Source organism: Nioella aestuarii, assembly GCF_050896395.1.
GTDB classification, from domain to species: Bacteria; Pseudomonadota; Alphaproteobacteria; order Rhodobacterales; family Rhodobacteraceae; genus Nioella; species Nioella aestuarii.
In genome coordinates this window covers 21,933-37,046 of record NZ_JBPBBA010000020.1, presented here as the reverse complement: position 1 = coordinate 37,046, position 15,114 = coordinate 21,933, and the positions used below count along the sequence as shown (strand labels likewise).

At 62.3% G+C, this 15,114-nt stretch carries 15 protein-coding genes; 7 read left to right on the top strand and 8 right to left on the bottom strand.

All coding sequences use genetic code 11. The features are described from left to right. Positions 1 to 25 precede the first annotated feature (25 nt). Genes ACROHD_RS12385 through ACROHD_RS12365 form a run of 5 tightly spaced genes read left to right on the top strand, consistent with a single transcriptional unit; the run spans position 26 to position 6,186 of the window. Positions 26 to 1,870: an ABC transporter ATP-binding protein gene (locus ACROHD_RS12385; RefSeq protein ID WP_432678205.1), complete on the top strand. Its 1,845-nt coding sequence runs from the start codon at positions 26 to 28 to the stop codon at positions 1,868 to 1,870. Beyond that, complete coding sequence (locus tag ACROHD_RS12380) at positions 1,867 to 3,705, top strand: ABC transporter ATP-binding protein (protein WP_432678204.1); 1,839 nt, start codon at positions 1,867 to 1,869, stop codon at positions 3,703 to 3,705. Before ACROHD_RS12385 ends, ACROHD_RS12380 begins: the two co-directional genes overlap by 4 nt. 13 nt (positions 3,706 to 3,718) lie before the next feature. Further along, a complete protein-coding gene (locus tag ACROHD_RS12375) occupies positions 3,719 to 4,141 on the top strand; it encodes a VOC family protein (RefSeq protein ID WP_432678202.1) in 423 nt (140 codons plus the stop codon). Positions 4,142 to 4,180: 39 nt separating this feature from the next. After that, positions 4,181 to 5,395: a class I SAM-dependent RNA methyltransferase gene (locus tag ACROHD_RS12370; RefSeq protein ID WP_432678200.1), complete on the top strand. Its 1,215-nt coding sequence runs from the start codon at positions 4,181 to 4,183 to the stop codon at positions 5,393 to 5,395. Between the two features lie 23 nt (positions 5,396 to 5,418). Beyond that, on the top strand, positions 5,419 to 6,186 hold the full coding sequence (locus ACROHD_RS12365) for an ion transporter (protein WP_432678199.1): 768 nt from the start codon (positions 5,419 to 5,421) through the stop codon (positions 6,184 to 6,186). A 272-nt stretch (positions 6,187 to 6,458) separates the two neighbouring features. Here ACROHD_RS12365 and dxs read toward each other — a convergent pair whose 3' ends face one another. From dxs to ACROHD_RS12330, 7 genes are read right to left on the bottom strand one after another with little or no spacing between them, the layout of a single operon-like run. After that, on the bottom strand, positions 6,459 to 8,384 hold the full coding sequence (dxs, locus tag ACROHD_RS12360; RefSeq protein WP_432678198.1) for a 1-deoxy-D-xylulose-5-phosphate synthase: 1,926 nt from the start codon (positions 8,382 to 8,384) through the stop codon (positions 6,459 to 6,461). Between the two features lie 18 nt (positions 8,385 to 8,402). Beyond that, complete coding sequence (locus tag ACROHD_RS12355; protein ID WP_432678197.1) at positions 8,403 to 9,269, bottom strand: polyprenyl synthetase family protein; 867 nt, start codon at positions 9,267 to 9,269, stop codon at positions 8,403 to 8,405. 3 nt (positions 9,270 to 9,272) lie between these two features. Then, positions 9,273 to 9,518: an exodeoxyribonuclease VII small subunit gene (locus tag ACROHD_RS12350; protein WP_432678196.1), complete on the bottom strand. Its 246-nt coding sequence runs from the start codon at positions 9,516 to 9,518 to the stop codon at positions 9,273 to 9,275. Beyond that, the gene (locus ACROHD_RS12345; protein ID WP_432678195.1) at positions 9,515 to 10,453 is read right to left on the bottom strand and encodes a histone deacetylase family protein; all 939 of its coding nucleotides are present in this window, start codon (positions 10,451 to 10,453) and stop codon (positions 9,515 to 9,517) included. Before ACROHD_RS12345 ends, ACROHD_RS12350 begins: the two co-directional genes overlap by 4 nt. A 1-nt stretch (position 10,454) precedes the next feature. After that, positions 10,455 to 11,381 carry a histone deacetylase family protein gene (locus ACROHD_RS12340; RefSeq protein ID WP_432678194.1) on the bottom strand — a complete coding sequence of 309 codons (927 nt, stop codon included), beginning with the start codon at positions 11,379 to 11,381 and terminating at the stop codon, positions 10,455 to 10,457. A gap of 9 nt (positions 11,382 to 11,390) precedes the next feature. After that, complete coding sequence (locus ACROHD_RS12335; RefSeq protein WP_432678193.1) at positions 11,391 to 12,104, bottom strand: response regulator; 714 nt, start codon at positions 12,102 to 12,104, stop codon at positions 11,391 to 11,393. Beyond that, the gene (locus ACROHD_RS12330) at positions 12,101 to 12,619 is read right to left on the bottom strand and encodes a MarR family winged helix-turn-helix transcriptional regulator (RefSeq protein WP_432678192.1); all 519 of its coding nucleotides are present in this window, start codon (positions 12,617 to 12,619) and stop codon (positions 12,101 to 12,103) included. Before ACROHD_RS12330 ends, ACROHD_RS12335 begins: the two co-directional genes overlap by 4 nt. A gap of 175 nt (positions 12,620 to 12,794) precedes the next feature. Between ACROHD_RS12330 and ACROHD_RS12325 the strand changes: the two genes are divergently transcribed. Beyond that, positions 12,795 to 13,664 carry a branched-chain amino acid aminotransferase gene (locus tag ACROHD_RS12325; protein WP_071691165.1) on the top strand — a complete coding sequence of 290 codons (870 nt, stop codon included), beginning with the start codon at positions 12,795 to 12,797 and terminating at the stop codon, positions 13,662 to 13,664. A gap of 266 nt (positions 13,665 to 13,930) precedes the next feature. Next, on the top strand, positions 13,931 to 14,269 hold the full coding sequence (locus tag ACROHD_RS12320; RefSeq protein ID WP_432678251.1) for a DUF2794 domain-containing protein: 339 nt from the start codon (positions 13,931 to 13,933) through the stop codon (positions 14,267 to 14,269). 4 nt (positions 14,270 to 14,273) lie between these two features. Here the strand turns inward: ACROHD_RS12320 and ACROHD_RS12315 are convergent, their stop codons facing one another. Continuing rightward, positions 14,274 to 15,113, bottom strand: coding sequence for a C40 family peptidase (locus tag ACROHD_RS12315; RefSeq protein ID WP_432678191.1), 840 nt, complete (start codon positions 15,111 to 15,113; stop codon positions 14,274 to 14,276). Between the last annotated feature and the right edge of the window lies 1 nt (position 15,114).

Sequence of the window (15,114 nt, the reverse complement as noted above, 5' to 3'; positions counted from 1 at the left end):
CAGGACCATTTCCAGCGACGTTTTGATGTTTCGTTTCTTCGAAAATCTGGTTGATCCCTATACGGACTATCCCGAACAGGACAGCCCGCCGCGAAAGCTGTGGCCGTTCCTGTGGGACTATTCGCAGCCCTTCAAACGCCTGTTTCTGATCACCGCGATCATGTCGGTCGTGGTCGCGATCATGGAGATCTGGCTGATCTCTTATATGGGCCGTCTCGTGGACCTTCTGACCGGGGCGGACCCCGCTCAGTTCATCGCGAACAATGGCTGGGAATTGCTGGCCGTGGCTCTGTTCATCCTGTTCCTGCGCCCCATCTTGCAAGGGCTGGACGTGGCGCTGCTGAACAACGGCATTCTGGTCAATTTCGGCACGCTGATCCGCTGGCGGGCGCATCGCCATGTGCTGCGCCAATCCGTTGGCTGGTTCGAGAATGATTTCGCAGGTCGTATCGCCAACCGGATCATGCAGGCCCCCCCGGCCGCAGGCGACGCAGTGTTTCAGGTCTTCGACGCGATCACCTTCTCGCTGGCCTATTTGGTTGGCGCGGCCATTCTGCTGGCCGATGCCGATCTGAGGCTGGTCATTCCACTGCTGGTCTGGTTCGTGCTTTATGCAATGCTTGTGCGCTGGACGATGGCGCGCGTGGGGCCTGCCTCCAAGGCCAGCTCCGATGCGCGGTCCATGACCACGGGGCGTGTCGTCGACAGCTACACCAATATCCATTCGGTCAAGCTGTTTGCCCATCACGACAGTGAAATCGACTACGCGCGCGAAGCCATCGAGCACACCCGCCGCACCTTCGCCGCCGAGATGCGCATCTACACGATGATGGACGTCATGTTGACGGCCCTGAACGGCTTCCTCGTGGTGGCCGTGGTGGGCTGGGCCGTGTGGCTGTGGATCCAGGGCACCGCATCGGTGGGCATCGTTGCGGCTGCCACGGCGTTGACCCTGCGATTGAATGCCATGACCGGCTGGATCATGTGGGCGCTTTCCACCTTCTTCCGCTCGCTCGGCGTGGTGGCCGAGGGGATGGAGACCATTGCACAGCCCATCACGCTGACCGATGCACCGGGGGCAAAACCGCTGGAACTTACCCGCGGCGAGGTCTGCTTGGACGCCCTGCGCCACCATTACGGGCGCGGTTCCGGCGGCTTGCAGGACGTGACGCTAACCATTCAACCGGGCGAGAAGGTGGGCCTGATCGGTCGCTCCGGCGCGGGTAAATCGACACTCGTTAAACTGCTCTTGCGGTTTTACGATCCCGAAGGCGGCCAGGTTCTAATCGACGGCCAGGACATCACCAAAGTCACGCAGGACAGCCTTCGCAGCCATATCGGCATGGTCCAGCAGGACAGTTCGCTGCTGCACCGGTCGGTGCGGGAAAACATCCTTTACGGTCGCCCCGACGCCAGCGAAGGGGAGATGATCCAAGCCGCGAAACGGGCCGAGGCGCATGACTTCATCCTCGATCTGGAAGACCCGCAAGGCCGCAAGGGCTATGACGCTCATGTGGGCGAACGCGGTGTGAAGCTGTCAGGCGGTCAGCGTCAGCGCGTGTCGCTCGCCCGCGTGATCCTGAAAGACGCCCCCATTCTGGTACTGGACGAGGCCACAAGCGCGCTGGACTCAGAGGTCGAGGCCGCAATCCAGGACACGCTTTATGGCGTGATGGAGGGCAAGACCGTCATCGCCATTGCACACCGGCTGTCCACCATCGCCCATATGGACCGGATCGTGGTGCTTGATGACGGTCACATCGTTGAAAATGGTACACATGAGCAGCTGCTGGCGCAAAACGGCCTATATGCCGGGTTCTGGGCGCGCCAGTCGGGCGGGTTCATCGGAACCGAGGATGCCGCCGAATGATGACCCGCCTTGCCAACTTGATCGACGCTTTCCGCCCTGCTGATGGCCCGCCGCCGAACCGGCTGCTGGCCTTCTTCAACTGGTGCCTCAAGGGCGCGTGGCCAGTGCTGATCGGCGCGGCACTGATTTCCGGCCTTGCAGGCATGTTCGAGGTTGGTTCAGCGCTGGTCCTTGGCCTTGTGATCGACGCAGCCAGCTCCACTGATCCCGCCACAATGATCCAGACCCATTCGCCGCTTCTTCTGGCCGGGGTGGCCTTCTTCTTGATCCTGCGCCCGCTGGCTTTCGCAGCGTCATCGGCGGCCAGCACGCTTGTCGTCGGGCCCGCCGTCAACGTGCTGGTGCTGCAACGGCTGAACCGCCACACACTCGGCCAATCCGTGACCTTCTTTGACGACGATTTCGCCGGTCGCATTGCGCAGAAACAGATGCAGACCGCCAGCGCCGTGACCAATGTAGTGACCGAGTTTGTGAACGTGGTGGCCTTCGCGCTGGCGTCCCTCATCGGCTCGCTTCTGCTGCTGATCACCATCGACGGGCGCATGGCGCTGGCGCTGTTTGTCTGGCTGATTGCCTATTTCTCAACGATCAGCTTTTTCCTGCCCCGCGTGCGGAAACTGTCCAAATCCCGGGCAGGCGCGCGGGCGGCTGTATCCGGCCAGGTTGTCGATACGATCACCAATATCAAGACGGTCAAGCTTTTCGCCCATCACGATTTCGAGGACCGCTCGGCGCTGAACGCGATGGAGAAGTTTCGTCAGAAGGCCATCGGTTTCGGGCGCATCTCAGCCGGGTTCCGGCTGGCACTGATGACGGTTGCTGGCGCGTTGCCGGTGATCCTGATCGGCGGCACCGTCTGGTTGTGGACCCAGGGCATTGCCAGCACCGGCGACATTGCCGCCACTGGTGCCGTGTCGATCCGCATCGCGCAAATGACCGGCTGGGTCAGTTTCGTTTTGATGGCGATCTATTCCAATCTGGGCGAGGTCGAGGACGGGATGAACACGCTTTCCCCGCCGCACACCCTAACGGATCGCGACAACGCGCTAGAGGTAGAACGCGCGCACGGCCACATCCGGTTTGACGATGTCAGCTTCGCCTATGGGCGGCAATCGGGCGGGGTGGAACGGCTCAGCCTTGATGTGAAGCCGGGCGAAAAACTGGGCATCGTCGGGGCCTCGGGCGCCGGTAAATCCACGCTGGTCGCGCTGCTTTTACGGCTTTACGACGCCGAAGAGGGCTGTGTGCTGCTCGATGGTTGTGATGTGCGAGAGATCACGCAGGAAAGCCTGCGCCGCCAGATCGCCATGGTCACGCAGGAAACCGCGATGTTCAACCGCTCCGCCCGCGACAACATTCTCTACGGTCGCCCAGGCGCAAGCGAGGAAGACATGGTCGATGCCGCCAAACGCGCCGAAGCGCATGACTTTATCCTCGGGCTGGAAGATCACACGGGCCGCAAAGGCTATGACGCCTACCTTGGCGAACGTGGCGTCAAACTGTCGGGCGGACAGCGCCAGCGCATCGCGCTCGCCCGTGCCTTCCTGAAGAACGCCCCGGTTCTGGTACTGGACGAGGCCACAAGCGCGCTGGATTCAGAGGTCGAGGCCGCCATTCAGGACACGCTAGGCGAGGTGATGGAGGGCAAGACCGTCATCGCTATCGCGCACCGCTTGTCCACCATCGCTCAGATGGACCGCATTATTGTGCTGGATGACGGCCATGTCGTCGAAGAAGGTACCCATGACGCCCTGCTTGGCGCGGGCGGCCTCTATGCGCGCTATTGGAACCGTCAATCGGGCGGCTTTATCGGGATCCGGGAAGCCGCTGAGTAATCGAGGTGTGCCCATGGATCTGGAAACCGTCCCCGCCGAGGAATTCGGCCGCAGCCTGACCGGCATCGGCGTCAACCTGCTATCTCCCGATGTGCGCAGGTTGGCCGCGTTCCTGAAAGACGTCTTCGGTCTGCCCGCCTACCAGCTAACCGATGACTTCGCCATCATCCGCCACGGCAGCATGATGATGCAGCTTCATTCCGACGGCACCTATCACAGCCATCCGCTGCTCGGCTTTGTCCCGGAAGCGCCCCCGCGTGGCGGCGGCCTTCAGCTTTTCCTGTTCGGGATCGACCCCGATGACGCAGCCGCGAAAGCCGAAGCCGCAGGTCACATGGTTCTGGAACCGCCCGCCGACAAACCCCACGGGCTGCGCGAAGGCACGATCCTCAGCCCCGAGGGCTACGCGTTCAGCCCCGCGATCCCCAAGTCATAACGGCTTCCAGCCGGGCCGAAACCGCGCTATGCGCTGACCATGGAAATCACGATTCAAAGACTTGGCCATAAGGGCGACGGCATTGCCGAGGGCCCAATCCTTGCGCCCCTGACCCTGCCCGGCGAAACCGTTGAGGGCGACGTTCAGGACGGTCGCTTGGATGCCCCCCGCATCCTTACCCCGTCGTCCGATCGGGTAAAGGCGCCTTGTTCGCATTTCCGCCAATGCGGTGGCTGCGCGCTGCAACATGCCTCTGACGCTTTCCTCGCCCGCTGGAAGCAGGAGGTCGTCGAAACCGCCCTCTCCGCGCAGGGACTGACGGCTGAATTCCGCCCCATCCACGTCTCGCCTCCGCGCAGCCGCCGCCGCGCCACCCTTGCCGGCACCCGCACCAAGAAAGGCGCGCTTGTCGGCTTTCACGCCCGACGGTCAGGTACCATCGTGCCGATCACCGATTGCCACGTGCTGCACCCGGACCTGATGACAGTGCTTCCCGCGCTGGAACAGATCACCCGCCTTGGCGGATCCCGCAGCGCCACCCTGTCCTTCGCACTGACCCGCTCTGACACCGGCATCGACTGCGCCGTGACGGGCGGCAAACCGCTGGACGAGGCCCTGCGCCTGGCGCTGCCGCAGTTCATCCGCCAGTTCGCGCGGCTGACATGGGACGATGACACTGTCTTTACGGAATCGCCGCCCGTTCAGCAGTTTGGCACCGTCGCCGTCACCCCGCCCCCCGGTGCCTTCCTGCAAGCCACGCCCGACGGCGAAGCCACGCTTGTGGCCGCGATGATGGACGCCACGCAGGGCGCGAAACATATCGTCGATCTCTTCTCGGGCTCCGGCACCTTTACATTCCCCCTGGCCGCCCGCGCGCCCGTCCATGCCGTCGAAGGCGACCGCGACATGATCGCGGCGCTCGACCACGGCCTGCGCCACGCCACCGGCATCAAGAAGGTGACCACCGAGGTCCGCGATCTGTTCCGCCGCCCCCTGATGGGTGACGATCTGGCCCCCTTCGACGCTGCCGTCATCGACCCACCCCGCGCCGGCGCCGAGGCACAGGTCAGCGACCTGGCCGTGTCCGATATTGCCAAGATCGGCTTCGTTTCGTGCAACCCCATCACCTTCGCACGCGATGCAAAGACGCTCACCGATGCGGGCTATCGCCTCAATTGGGTGCAGGTGGTCGATCAGTTCCGCTGGAGCCCCCATGTGGAACTTGCCGCCAGCTTCACCCGCGCCCATATCTAGCGTTCGCACAAAGGAGGGATCACATGCGGCACTGGCTTGAAACCCAGCTGGAAACAGCGCTGGTACGCAACACCATCATTGGCGTGATCCTGTTCAACGCGGTGATCCTCGGGCTTGAAACGTCAGACGCCGCCATGGCGCAAGCGGGTGGGCTTATCACCGTGCTCGACCGGCTGTGCCTGATGATCTTCGTGATCGAACTCTCTGCCAAGCTCATCGCCTACGGCCCGCGCTTCTTCCGCTCCGGCTGGAACCTTTTTGACGCTGCAATCATCGGTATGGCGCTGGTCCCCGGCGGTCAGGGTTTCTCCGTTCTCCGCTCACTGCGCATCCTTCGTATCCTGCGGGTGATTTCGGTCGCTCCGCGCCTGCGCCGCGTGGTCGAAGGGTTCGTTCGTGCGCTTCCCGGCATGGGCAGCGTGTTTCTCCTAATGGGGATCATCTTCTATATCGGCGCGGTCATGGCGACGAAACTCTTCGGGGCCAGCTTCCCGGACTGGTTTGGTGATCTCGGCCGGTCCTTCTACACGCTCTTCCAGATCATGACGCTGGAAAGCTGGTCCATGGGCATCGTCCGCCCGGTGCAAGAGGTCTACCCCTATGCCTGGGCCTTCTTCGTCCCCTTCATCATGATCACCACCTTCGCCGTGGTGAACCTCTTGGTGGGCCTCATTGTGAACTCCATGCAGGACGCCCATTCCGAGGAGGAAACGGCCCTGACGGAAACCTATCGCGACGAGGTGCTGGAACGGCTGAAGGCAATCGAGGCACGGCTGGATCGGCACGGCTGAGGCTGCGTAAGGGACTGCCCGTCGCCCCTTCTTCTTGGCCTAAATACTCCCGCCGGAGGCATCCATCGCTGCAACCTGTTCCGGCTCACCCATGTGAGGCACCCACCCTTTCGGTATCCCGTGGCAACGCGGCCCGAGGAGGGCCCCAAAGGGGCTTGACGAGGGCCGCTCCCGGATCGACGCCGCAGGCGGCGAAACCGCATATCGTCTGCACGCATGGTGTTCGGAGGATGCACAGGGGGTGTACGCATGGCACCCCCCTTTTTCGACCCCTAGGCTTGGCGGCTCAGCCGCGCCACGCCGAGCACATCCAGCACCTTCGCCTCGATATGCTCCGCGTTCATCGCTGCCGTGGCGTACATGTCTTCAGGGCTGGCCTGGTCAATGAAAATATCGGGAAGAACCATGGATCGGAACTTCAGCCCGCGATCGAAAACGCCCTCATCCGCCAGAAGCTGCGCCACATGGCTGCCGAAGCCGCCAACCGCGCCTTCCTCGATGGTGATGAACGCCTCGTGATCAGCCGCGAGCTTCAGAATAAGCTCCGAATCCAATGGCTTGGCAAAGCGTGCATCGGCAATCGTAGGTGTAATTCCACGAGCGGCCAGAGCCTCGGCGGCCTTCTGCACCTCGCTCAGCCGGGTGCCGAAGGACAGGATCGCGACCCGCGCACCCTCTTGGATCATCCGGCCTTTACCGATCTCCAGCGGCACGCCGCGTTCCGGCATGTCCACGCCCACGCCCTCACCCCGCGGGTAGCGGAAGGCAATGGGGCCTTCGTCATGCGCCGCTGCGGTCGCCACCATATGCACCAGCTCTGCTTCATCGGCCGCCGCCATCACGACGAAACCCGGCAAATTGGCAAGGTAAGCCACGTCGAAAGACCCCGCATGCGTTGCCCCGTCGGCGCCGACTAACCCTGCGCGATCAATGGCAAATCTGACGGGCAGGCGCTGAATGGCCACGTCATGCACGACCTGGTCATAGCCGCGTTGCAGGAAGGTCGAATAAATCGTGCAGAAGGGTTTCATCCCCCCCGCCGCCATCCCCGCACAAAAGGTCACGGCATGCTGTTCGGCAATGCCGACATCGAAGACGCGCTTTGGGAACCGCTCACCGAAAATGTCCAGACCGGTGCCATCCGGCATCGCGGCGGTCACGGCAACGATCTTGTCGTCAAGCTCTGCCTCGCGGATCAGGCTTTGCGCAAAAACCTTTGTGTAGGAGGGCGCGTTGGACGGCGCCTTTCGCTGCTCGCCGGTCACCAGGTCGAACGGTGCGCGGGCGTGGCCCCTGTCGGGCGTACCTTCCGCGTGGCGAAATCCCTTGCCCTTCTTTGTGATCGCATGGATCAGAATTGGCCCGTCGGCGCGCGCCTTCACCGTCCGCAGGACGGAGACAAGCTGCTCCATGTCGTGCCCGTCGATAGGACCGACATAGGAAAAGCCCAGTTCCTCAAACAGCGTCCCACCCACGGTTGCCGCCTTGAGCAGTTCCTTTGCCCGTCGCGCGCCTTCCTGGAAAGGCTCGGGCAGCAACGAAACCGCGCCTTTGGCGGCGGATTTCAGTTCCTGAAAAGGCGCACCGGCATAGAGCCGCGAGAGGTAGGAAGACAGCGCGCCCGTGGGGGGTGCAATGCTCATCTCGTTGTCATTCAGGATCACGATCAGACGCTTGCCCAGATGGCCTGCGTTGTTCATTGCCTCAAACGCCATGCCACCAGACATCGCGCCATCCCCGATCACGGCAATCGCATCGCCCGCACCCGTATCGGGCACGCCCCCCAGGTCACGCGCCACGGCAAAGCCAAGCGCCGCCGAGATAGAGGTAGAGCTATGGGCCGCGCCGAACGGATCATACGGCGACTCGCTGCGTTTGGTGAAACCGGAAATACCGTCCTTCTTTCGCAAGGTTGGCATCGCATCGCGGCGACCGGTCAGGATCTTGTGGGGATAGCACTGGTGGCTCACGTCCCAGATCAGCTTGTCGCGCGGGGTGTCGAAAACCGAATGAAGCGCCACGGTCAGCTCCACCACACCAAGGCCCGCGCCCAGATGCCCGCCGGTTTGGCTGACTGCGGCAATGGTTTCGGTGCGAAGGTCGTCGGCCACACGGCGCAGCTCGACCACCGATAGCCCTCGCAAATCGGCCGGGGATTTGATCCGGTCCAGATGGGGCGTTTCGGGGCGGTGGCTCATGTGGCTCTCCGATTTCGGTTACTGGTCACGGGCGATAACGAAACGGGCCAGCTCCCGCAAGGTTTCGGCGTCGGAGCCATATGGTTCCAGCGCCTCAACGGCCTCATCAATCAGCGCCTTCGCGCGGAGCTTGGCTCCCTCCAGTCCGAGCAGAGACAAGAACGTTGCCTTGCCAGCCTCGGCATCCTTGCGCAGCGCCTTGCCGGCCTTTTCGGCATCGCCCTCCACATCCAAGATGTCGTCAGCGATCTGAAAGGCAAGGCCGACCGCGCGTGCATAGCGCCGCAGGGGGTCAGGGTCTGCACGGCCAAGGATGGCCCCCGCGACCACGGGCCATTCCAGCAGGGCCCCCGTTTTGTTGGCCTGCAATTCAGTGATCTGGGCAAGCGTCAGGGGGCTATCCGCCGTTTCAGCGGCAATGTCCTGTGCCTGCCCAAGCACCATCCCTTGCGGGCCAGAGGCGCGGGCAAGGGTCAGCACCAGTTCGGCACGCTGCTCGGCGTCGCCCGTTGCGGGATCGGCCAACAGTTCAAACGCAAAGCTTTGCAGCGCGTCGCCCACCAGCACCGCTGTCGCCTCGTCCCATTTCTTGTGAACGGTTGGCAGGCCCCGGCGCAGGTCGTCGTCGTCCATGCAGGGCAGGTCATCATGAACCAAGCTATAGGCATGGATACATTCCACGGCGCAGGCCGCCTGCATCGCGGCCACGTCGTTGCCCCCGGTCAGTCGTGACGTTTCCAGCACGAGAAAGCCGCGCAGCCGCTTACCGCCCGCCGTGGTGTAGCGCATTCCCTCGGCCACCCGGTCGGATCCAAGCACCGCCATGCGGTCCGTAAGGGCACGCGCAATCGCGTCCTGCGCCTCTTTCAACTTCTGTGTAAACAAGGGTTACAGCCCTTCGACCGGCTTCGCCCCCGTGGGCTGCCCATTGGCGTCCAGCGTGATTTGCGCCACCTTTTCCTCGGCTTTCTTCAGCTTCGTTTCGCAACGGGCCTTCAGCGCCGCGCCGCGTTCATAAAGCTTGATGGAGTCCTCAAGCGCCACATCACCCCGGTCGAGCTGACCCACCACCGTTTCCAGTTCCCGGATCGCTTCCTCGAAGCTCATTTCCTCGATCTTTTTCTGGTCGCTCATCCGCTTCTCTCCGTCAAAACGCGCACATGGGTGGCGGCCGAGGCCGCAAGGGCGTCCAGATCATAGCCGCCTTCGAGAGTCGAGACCATGCGGCCGCCGCAATACCGATCCGCAATATCGCAAAGCCGGTGCGTGAGCCACTCGTAATCCTCTTCGACCCAGGCCAGTTGCGACAGAGGGTCGGCGGCGTGGCAGTCGAATCCGGCGGAGGCGAGCAGCAGTTCTGGCCGGAACGCCTCTAACCTGGGGAACACCACGGCTTCGTAGGCCTCACGCAGGGCCTTGCCACCTGTGCCGGGGGCGAGCGGTACGTTCACCACGTTGTTATGCGCGCCGGTCTCTGAGACATCACCGGTATCGGGCCACAGCGGCATTTGCTGCGAGGTGATCACCAAGGCACGGGGTTCATCCCATAACAGCGCTTGCGTGCCATTGCCGTGGTGCACGTCGAAATCGACGATGGCAACGCGCGACAGCCCATGATGATCCAGCGCATATTTCGCACCCAAAGCCACGTTGCCGAAGAAACAAAACCCCATGGGCAGTTCCTGTTCCGCATGGTGCCCGGGCGGACGTATGGCGGCGAAGGCGTTGGTCAGCTCGCCTGACAGCACAAGGTCAATTGCACGATGAACACCCCCAACCGCGCGGTAAAGCGCAGGCAGGGAGGTGGGCGACAGGAAGGTTTCTTCGTCTGTATCCGGGTCCAGCATCGTGAACCCGTCCAGCGGTACAGAGCTGCGGATGTGATCCAGATAGGCGGGCGTGTGAAGCGTCAGAAGCGTGGCGTCGCTGGCCAACGGGGCCTCGTAGCGGAACACTGGCAACCCCTCCAACGCTTGTAAAACGCGGGCCAACCGGGCGGGCTGTTCATGGACATGGGCAGGCGTCACATGCGCAAGGCAATCAGGATGGGTGACTAGCCCGGTGGCCACCTCAGGCGTCCATCAGTTCGGAGACATGGGCCGCGACGGATGCCGCCAGGGCATCGAGGTTATAGCCCCCTTCCAGCGAGGACACGAGCTTGCCGCCGCAGGTTTCATCCGCGACCGTGCACAGTTCCCGAGTGATCCACGCGAAATCCTCGGTCGTCCAGTTGAGGTTTGCCAACGGGTCGTCTTCATGGGCGTCGAACCCGGCCGAGATCAGCAGTAGCTGGGGCTCGAACTCCCGCACGCGTTGCAACAGGCGAGAGGAATAGACTGAGCGCATGGTCGCGCCATCGGTTCCGGGCGAGAGCGGCGCGTTGATCACGTTTCCATGCGCGCCCCTTTCATGGGCCGCACCGGTGCCGGGATAGAGCGGCATCTGGTGGGACGAGATGAACAGCGTCCGCGGCTCGTCCCATAGAAGGTCCTGCGTGCCATTGCCGTGATGGACGTCGAAATCGACGATGGCCACCCGTTCCAACCCGTGACGTTCCAGCGCGTGTTTCGCGGCGATGGCTACATTGCCAAACAGACAGAATCCCATTGGGCGGGTCTTTTCGGCATGGTGGCCGGGGGGCCGCGTGGCGACAAAGGCGTTCTTTGCTTCACCCGCGAATACCGCGTCGACGGCGGCAAGGCAGCCACCAACGCCCCGCAGGGCGGCTTCCCATGTGCCGGGAGACATCGAGGTATCGGGGTCGAGCGCAACGTAGCCCGTTGCAGGTGCCACATCGCGGATGGCGTCCACATGCGCCGCAGGATGAGCCAGCAAAAGATCGGCTTCGGTGGCCATTGGTGACGGGCGACGGTCCAGCGCGGCAAACTCCGGCGCAGACAACGCGCGGTTCACATGCTCAAGCCGCGCGATCTGCTCGGGGTGACCCGGGGGCATCTGGTGCAACAGCCCCGCGTCATTGGTCATCAGAAGAGTCATCGGAACACCTTAGTCGGGGGCCAGCATATAGCCCGCGCCACGGACCGTTTGCAGATAGCGGGGTTGTTTCGGATCGGCCTCGATCTTGCGGCGCAGGCGGGTGATCTGCACATCAACAGCGCGCTCCTGGCTGGTCGTGCTGCCTGCACCCTTGTCTCGGCCCAGATCCTCGACCAGCTGCGCGCGGCTGACCGCTTCGTTCGGGCAGGCCGAAAAGATGCGCATCAGGGCGGATTCTGTCGCAGTCAACCGAATGGGGGTCTGGCCTTGCCACATCTCACCACGTTCCAAATCGTATCGGATGGGGCCTAGATGCAGCATCTTGGGGGCCGTCTGCGTCTCGGACACGCTTGGCACACGCCGCAGGATCGCGTTGATCCGCAACAGCAATTCGCGCGGTTCGAACGGTTTTGGCAGATAGTCGTCTGCCCCTGCCTCCAACCCCGTTATCCGGTCGCTTGCCTCGCCCCGTGCGGTCAGCAACATGATGGGTGTCGACAGGGTTTCACGAAGTGCCTTCGTCAGGCTGATCCCATCCTCGCCCGGCATCATCACGTCCAGCACGATCAGATCAAATTCCAGCCCCTCCAAAAGACGGCGCGCATGGGCCGCATCGCGGGCCGAGCTGACGATAAATCCATTGCGGATAAGGAACTTCTGCAGAAGACCGCGAATGCGTTCATCATCGTCGACAATCAGAAGATGTGCGGCCGGATCTGTCATGCGCCTCCCTCGGTATTGGCAAGGTAATGGTGGCGAAGCTCCGGGTCCATCATCTGTTCAAGCACAGTGCGAAAACCGGCCACAGCCTCTGGTCCTGCCGCACGATAGGCCGCACGCATCCGCGTTCGCTGCGCCTCGGACAATTCGCGTTCCAGCGCAATACCCTGATCGGTCAGGTAAAGGTGCCGTTCCCGCTTGTCGCGGGTGCCAACGCGGCTTTCGACCAGCCCATCCTCGACCAATGTGCGCAACACCCGGTTCAGCGATTGCTTGGTCACGCCCAGGATGGCCAGCAGGTTATTCACCGTGGTCCCCGGAGTCCGATTGATAAAGTGAATCGCCCGATGATGCGCGCGTCCGTAAGCATGGTTTTCAAGAATGCGATCAGGATCTGCCGTGAACCCGCGATAGGCGAAGAACATCGCTTCGATCCCGCGCCGAAGTTGCTCGTCGGTCAGAAAAAGCAGGCTTTCCCCGCTGGTTGCAGATGATTGTGCGGCGCCACGTTCGGCCATGAATTGCGCTCCTCCCGGGGTCCTGTCGCCTTTCGCCCGACTTTATGTCAGCCTTGTTGACTTTCCAAGAATCAATTGTTACCGAATGCCCGGTTTTACGTAATTTTATGTCCGGTTCGGACGTATTTTGCGCAACAAACCGAAAATACCAAGACTCCTGCCGAAGGTGAAAACAATGGGCGCTGCTTACGACGATCGCGACGGAACCATCTGGATGGATGGCAAGCTCATCCCCTGGCGGGATGCGAATGTGCATATTCTGACCCATGCGATGCATTATGCCTCGTCCGTGTTCGAAGGCGAGCGCGCCTATAACGGCAAGATTTTCAAAAGCCGCCTGCATTCCGAACGCCTGCATTTCTCGGCCGGTCAGCTCGACTTCCAGATTCCCTATACCGTCGACGAGATCGAGGCGGCCAAGCAGGAAGTGCTGACCGCCAATGGCTTGACCGACGCATATGTCCGTGCGGTTGCCTGGCGTGGCGCGGGCGAGGATATGGGCGTTGCATCTGCGAAGAACCCCGTCCGGCTGGCGATCGCCGCCTGGGAGTGGGGCGCCTATTACGGCGATGCAAAGATGAAGGGCGCAAAGCTCGACATTTCCAAATGGAAGCGCCCCAGCCCCGAAACCATTCCAAGCCACGCCAAGGCCGCCGGTCTTTACATGATCTGCACGCTGTCGAAGCACGCGGCAGAAGCCAAAGGCTGTTCCGACGCAATGATGTTCGACTATCGCGGCTATATCGCGGAAGCGACCGGGGCCAATATCTTCTTTGTCAAGGATGGCGAGGTTCATACCCCCCTGCCCGATTGCTTCCTGAACGGTCTCACCCGTCAGACCGTTGTGGGGATGCTGAAGGACCGTCAGATCAAAGTGCACGAACGCCACATCATGCCCGAGGAACTGGAAGGTTTTCAGCAATGCTGGCTCACCGGCACCGCCGCAGAAGTGACCCCCGTGGGCCAGATCGGCGACTACAACTTCGAGGTCGGCGCCATCGCCCGCGAGATTGCCGAAGGGTATGAGAAGCTGGTGCGGGAGTAACCGCGTTCTGGAATGACGAAAAAGGCCCCGGCGTTCTCGCGCGGGGCCTTTTCTATCTGGCGTAGTCCCCCGGCGGAGCGGACTGGGTGGGGGCAAGATAACCGATCCGCCGGGGGCGAGCCTATGCTCGTCACTACAAGGATATGTTTGGCCTCGGGTCAGGGCGATTTGAGGGACAGCAGGCGAAAAAGCAGCGGCTCTTTCAAGGCAATTGAATGGCGGACCTTGATAAGTCTTCGCATGAGCGCCAAGCTCGTCCCATGGACATGCAGATTCAGCCCTCGGGCCCGGTCCCCCCACAGCAGGAACAGGTGGCGTTCCACCGAACCGAGCTTGGAGTCATCCTTGGCGTCTATGGCCGGATGGTCGCCGCCGGTGAATGGCGGGATTACGGCATTTCCTGCCTGCGGGATGTTGCGATTTTTTCCATCTTTCGGCGCACGGCGGAACATCCCATCTATCGTATCGAAAAGCGCCCGAAGCTGCGGGACCGTCAGGGGCAGTATTCGGTCATAGGCATGGACGGGCGCATTCTGAAACGCGGGCATGACCTGAAAACCGTGCTGCGGGTACTGGAACGCAAGCTGATCCGGGCGGTGGAATAGGCCTTTAGTCGCCGGGTTTGAGGAACCTGCGCCGCGCCGTGATCGGGCCTTCACCCTTGTCTTCGATCCGCGCCGCCGCGTCTTTCAGCGGTTCATAGGCCACGGCCATATGGGTGGCGTTGGCGTGCAGCAGCATCCGCTCATTCGCCATAAAACCCACATGCCCTTTCCAGAACACCAGATCACCGCGCACGAAGGGTTCGCCATGATGCAACTCGCGGCCCAGAACGATCTGCTGATCGCTGTCTCGCGGGCAGTCGAAACCGCAGGCCAGCAGGGCCATCTGCACAAGGCCGGAACAGTCGATGCCCCACCGGCTGGACCCTCCCCAAAGGTAGGGCGAGCCAAGGAACAGGTCCGCAACCCCAACCGGATCGCCAAAACGGGCGCGGATCGGTTGCAGGTGCGGTCGCGGGATGAAATGGCCGGTATGGATGCGGAGGTAGTCATCGCGCTCTCCGACCACTTTCACGGCAGACCCAAAGAATATGGCCACTTCCGGCGGGGCCTTGAGGTCAGGCTTGGGGTAGAGATGCGTTGCAGGGGCCGTCACCCAGTGGGTCGGCTCCTCGGGTGAAACCAGCGCGCCGGACAGCACATAGCCAACCTGCCCGTCGCGTTCCGCCTGACCGAAGGCAAAACCGTCATAGGTTTCCAGCACGTGAAAGATCTCACCAAACAGCAGTTGGCTGACCCGTTTGCCGCGCGGCTCATCGGTGATGTTGGCCATCGGCTGCATCACCATCATGCGCCGACCTTGCACGAATTTTTCGGCCTCGACCTGACCTTCAAGGCTGACATGGGCGACATGGCCATTGGTGGGGGTGATACGGGGATCTGGCATG

What these genes read in the sequence shown, in the direction of transcription:
- ACROHD_RS12385 (WP_432678205.1), top strand. Translation starts at nt 26, where the DNA reads ATGTTTCGTTTCTTCGAAAATCTGGTTGATCCCTATACGGACTATCCC.
- ACROHD_RS12380 (WP_432678204.1), top strand. Translation starts at nt 1,867, where the DNA reads ATGATGACCCGCCTTGCCAACTTGATCGACGCTTTCCGCCCTGCTGAT.
- ACROHD_RS12375 (WP_432678202.1), top strand. Translation starts at nt 3,719, where the DNA reads ATGGATCTGGAAACCGTCCCCGCCGAGGAATTCGGCCGCAGCCTGACC.
- ACROHD_RS12370 (WP_432678200.1), top strand. Translation starts at nt 4,181, where the DNA reads ATGGAAATCACGATTCAAAGACTTGGCCATAAGGGCGACGGCATTGCC.
- ACROHD_RS12365 (WP_432678199.1), top strand. Translation starts at nt 5,419, where the DNA reads ATGCGGCACTGGCTTGAAACCCAGCTGGAAACAGCGCTGGTACGCAAC.
- dxs (WP_432678198.1), bottom strand. Translation starts at nt 8,384, where the DNA reads ATGAGCCACCGCCCCGAAACGCCCCATCTGGACCGGATCAAATCCCCG.
- ACROHD_RS12350 (WP_432678196.1), bottom strand. Translation starts at nt 9,518, where the DNA reads ATGAGCGACCAGAAAAAGATCGAGGAAATGAGCTTCGAGGAAGCGATC.
- ACROHD_RS12340 (WP_432678194.1), bottom strand. Translation starts at nt 11,381, where the DNA reads ATGACTCTTCTGATGACCAATGACGCGGGGCTGTTGCACCAGATGCCC.
- ACROHD_RS12335 (WP_432678193.1), bottom strand. Translation starts at nt 12,104, where the DNA reads ATGACAGATCCGGCCGCACATCTTCTGATTGTCGACGATGATGAACGC.
- ACROHD_RS12330 (WP_432678192.1), bottom strand. Translation starts at nt 12,619, where the DNA reads ATGGCCGAACGTGGCGCCGCACAATCATCTGCAACCAGCGGGGAAAGC.
- ACROHD_RS12325 (WP_071691165.1), top strand. Translation starts at nt 12,795, where the DNA reads ATGGGCGCTGCTTACGACGATCGCGACGGAACCATCTGGATGGATGGC.
- ACROHD_RS12320 (WP_432678251.1), top strand. Translation starts at nt 13,931, where the DNA reads ATGCAGATTCAGCCCTCGGGCCCGGTCCCCCCACAGCAGGAACAGGTG.
- ACROHD_RS12315 (WP_432678191.1), bottom strand. Translation starts at nt 15,113, where the DNA reads ATGCCAGATCCCCGTATCACCCCCACCAATGGCCATGTCGCCCATGTC.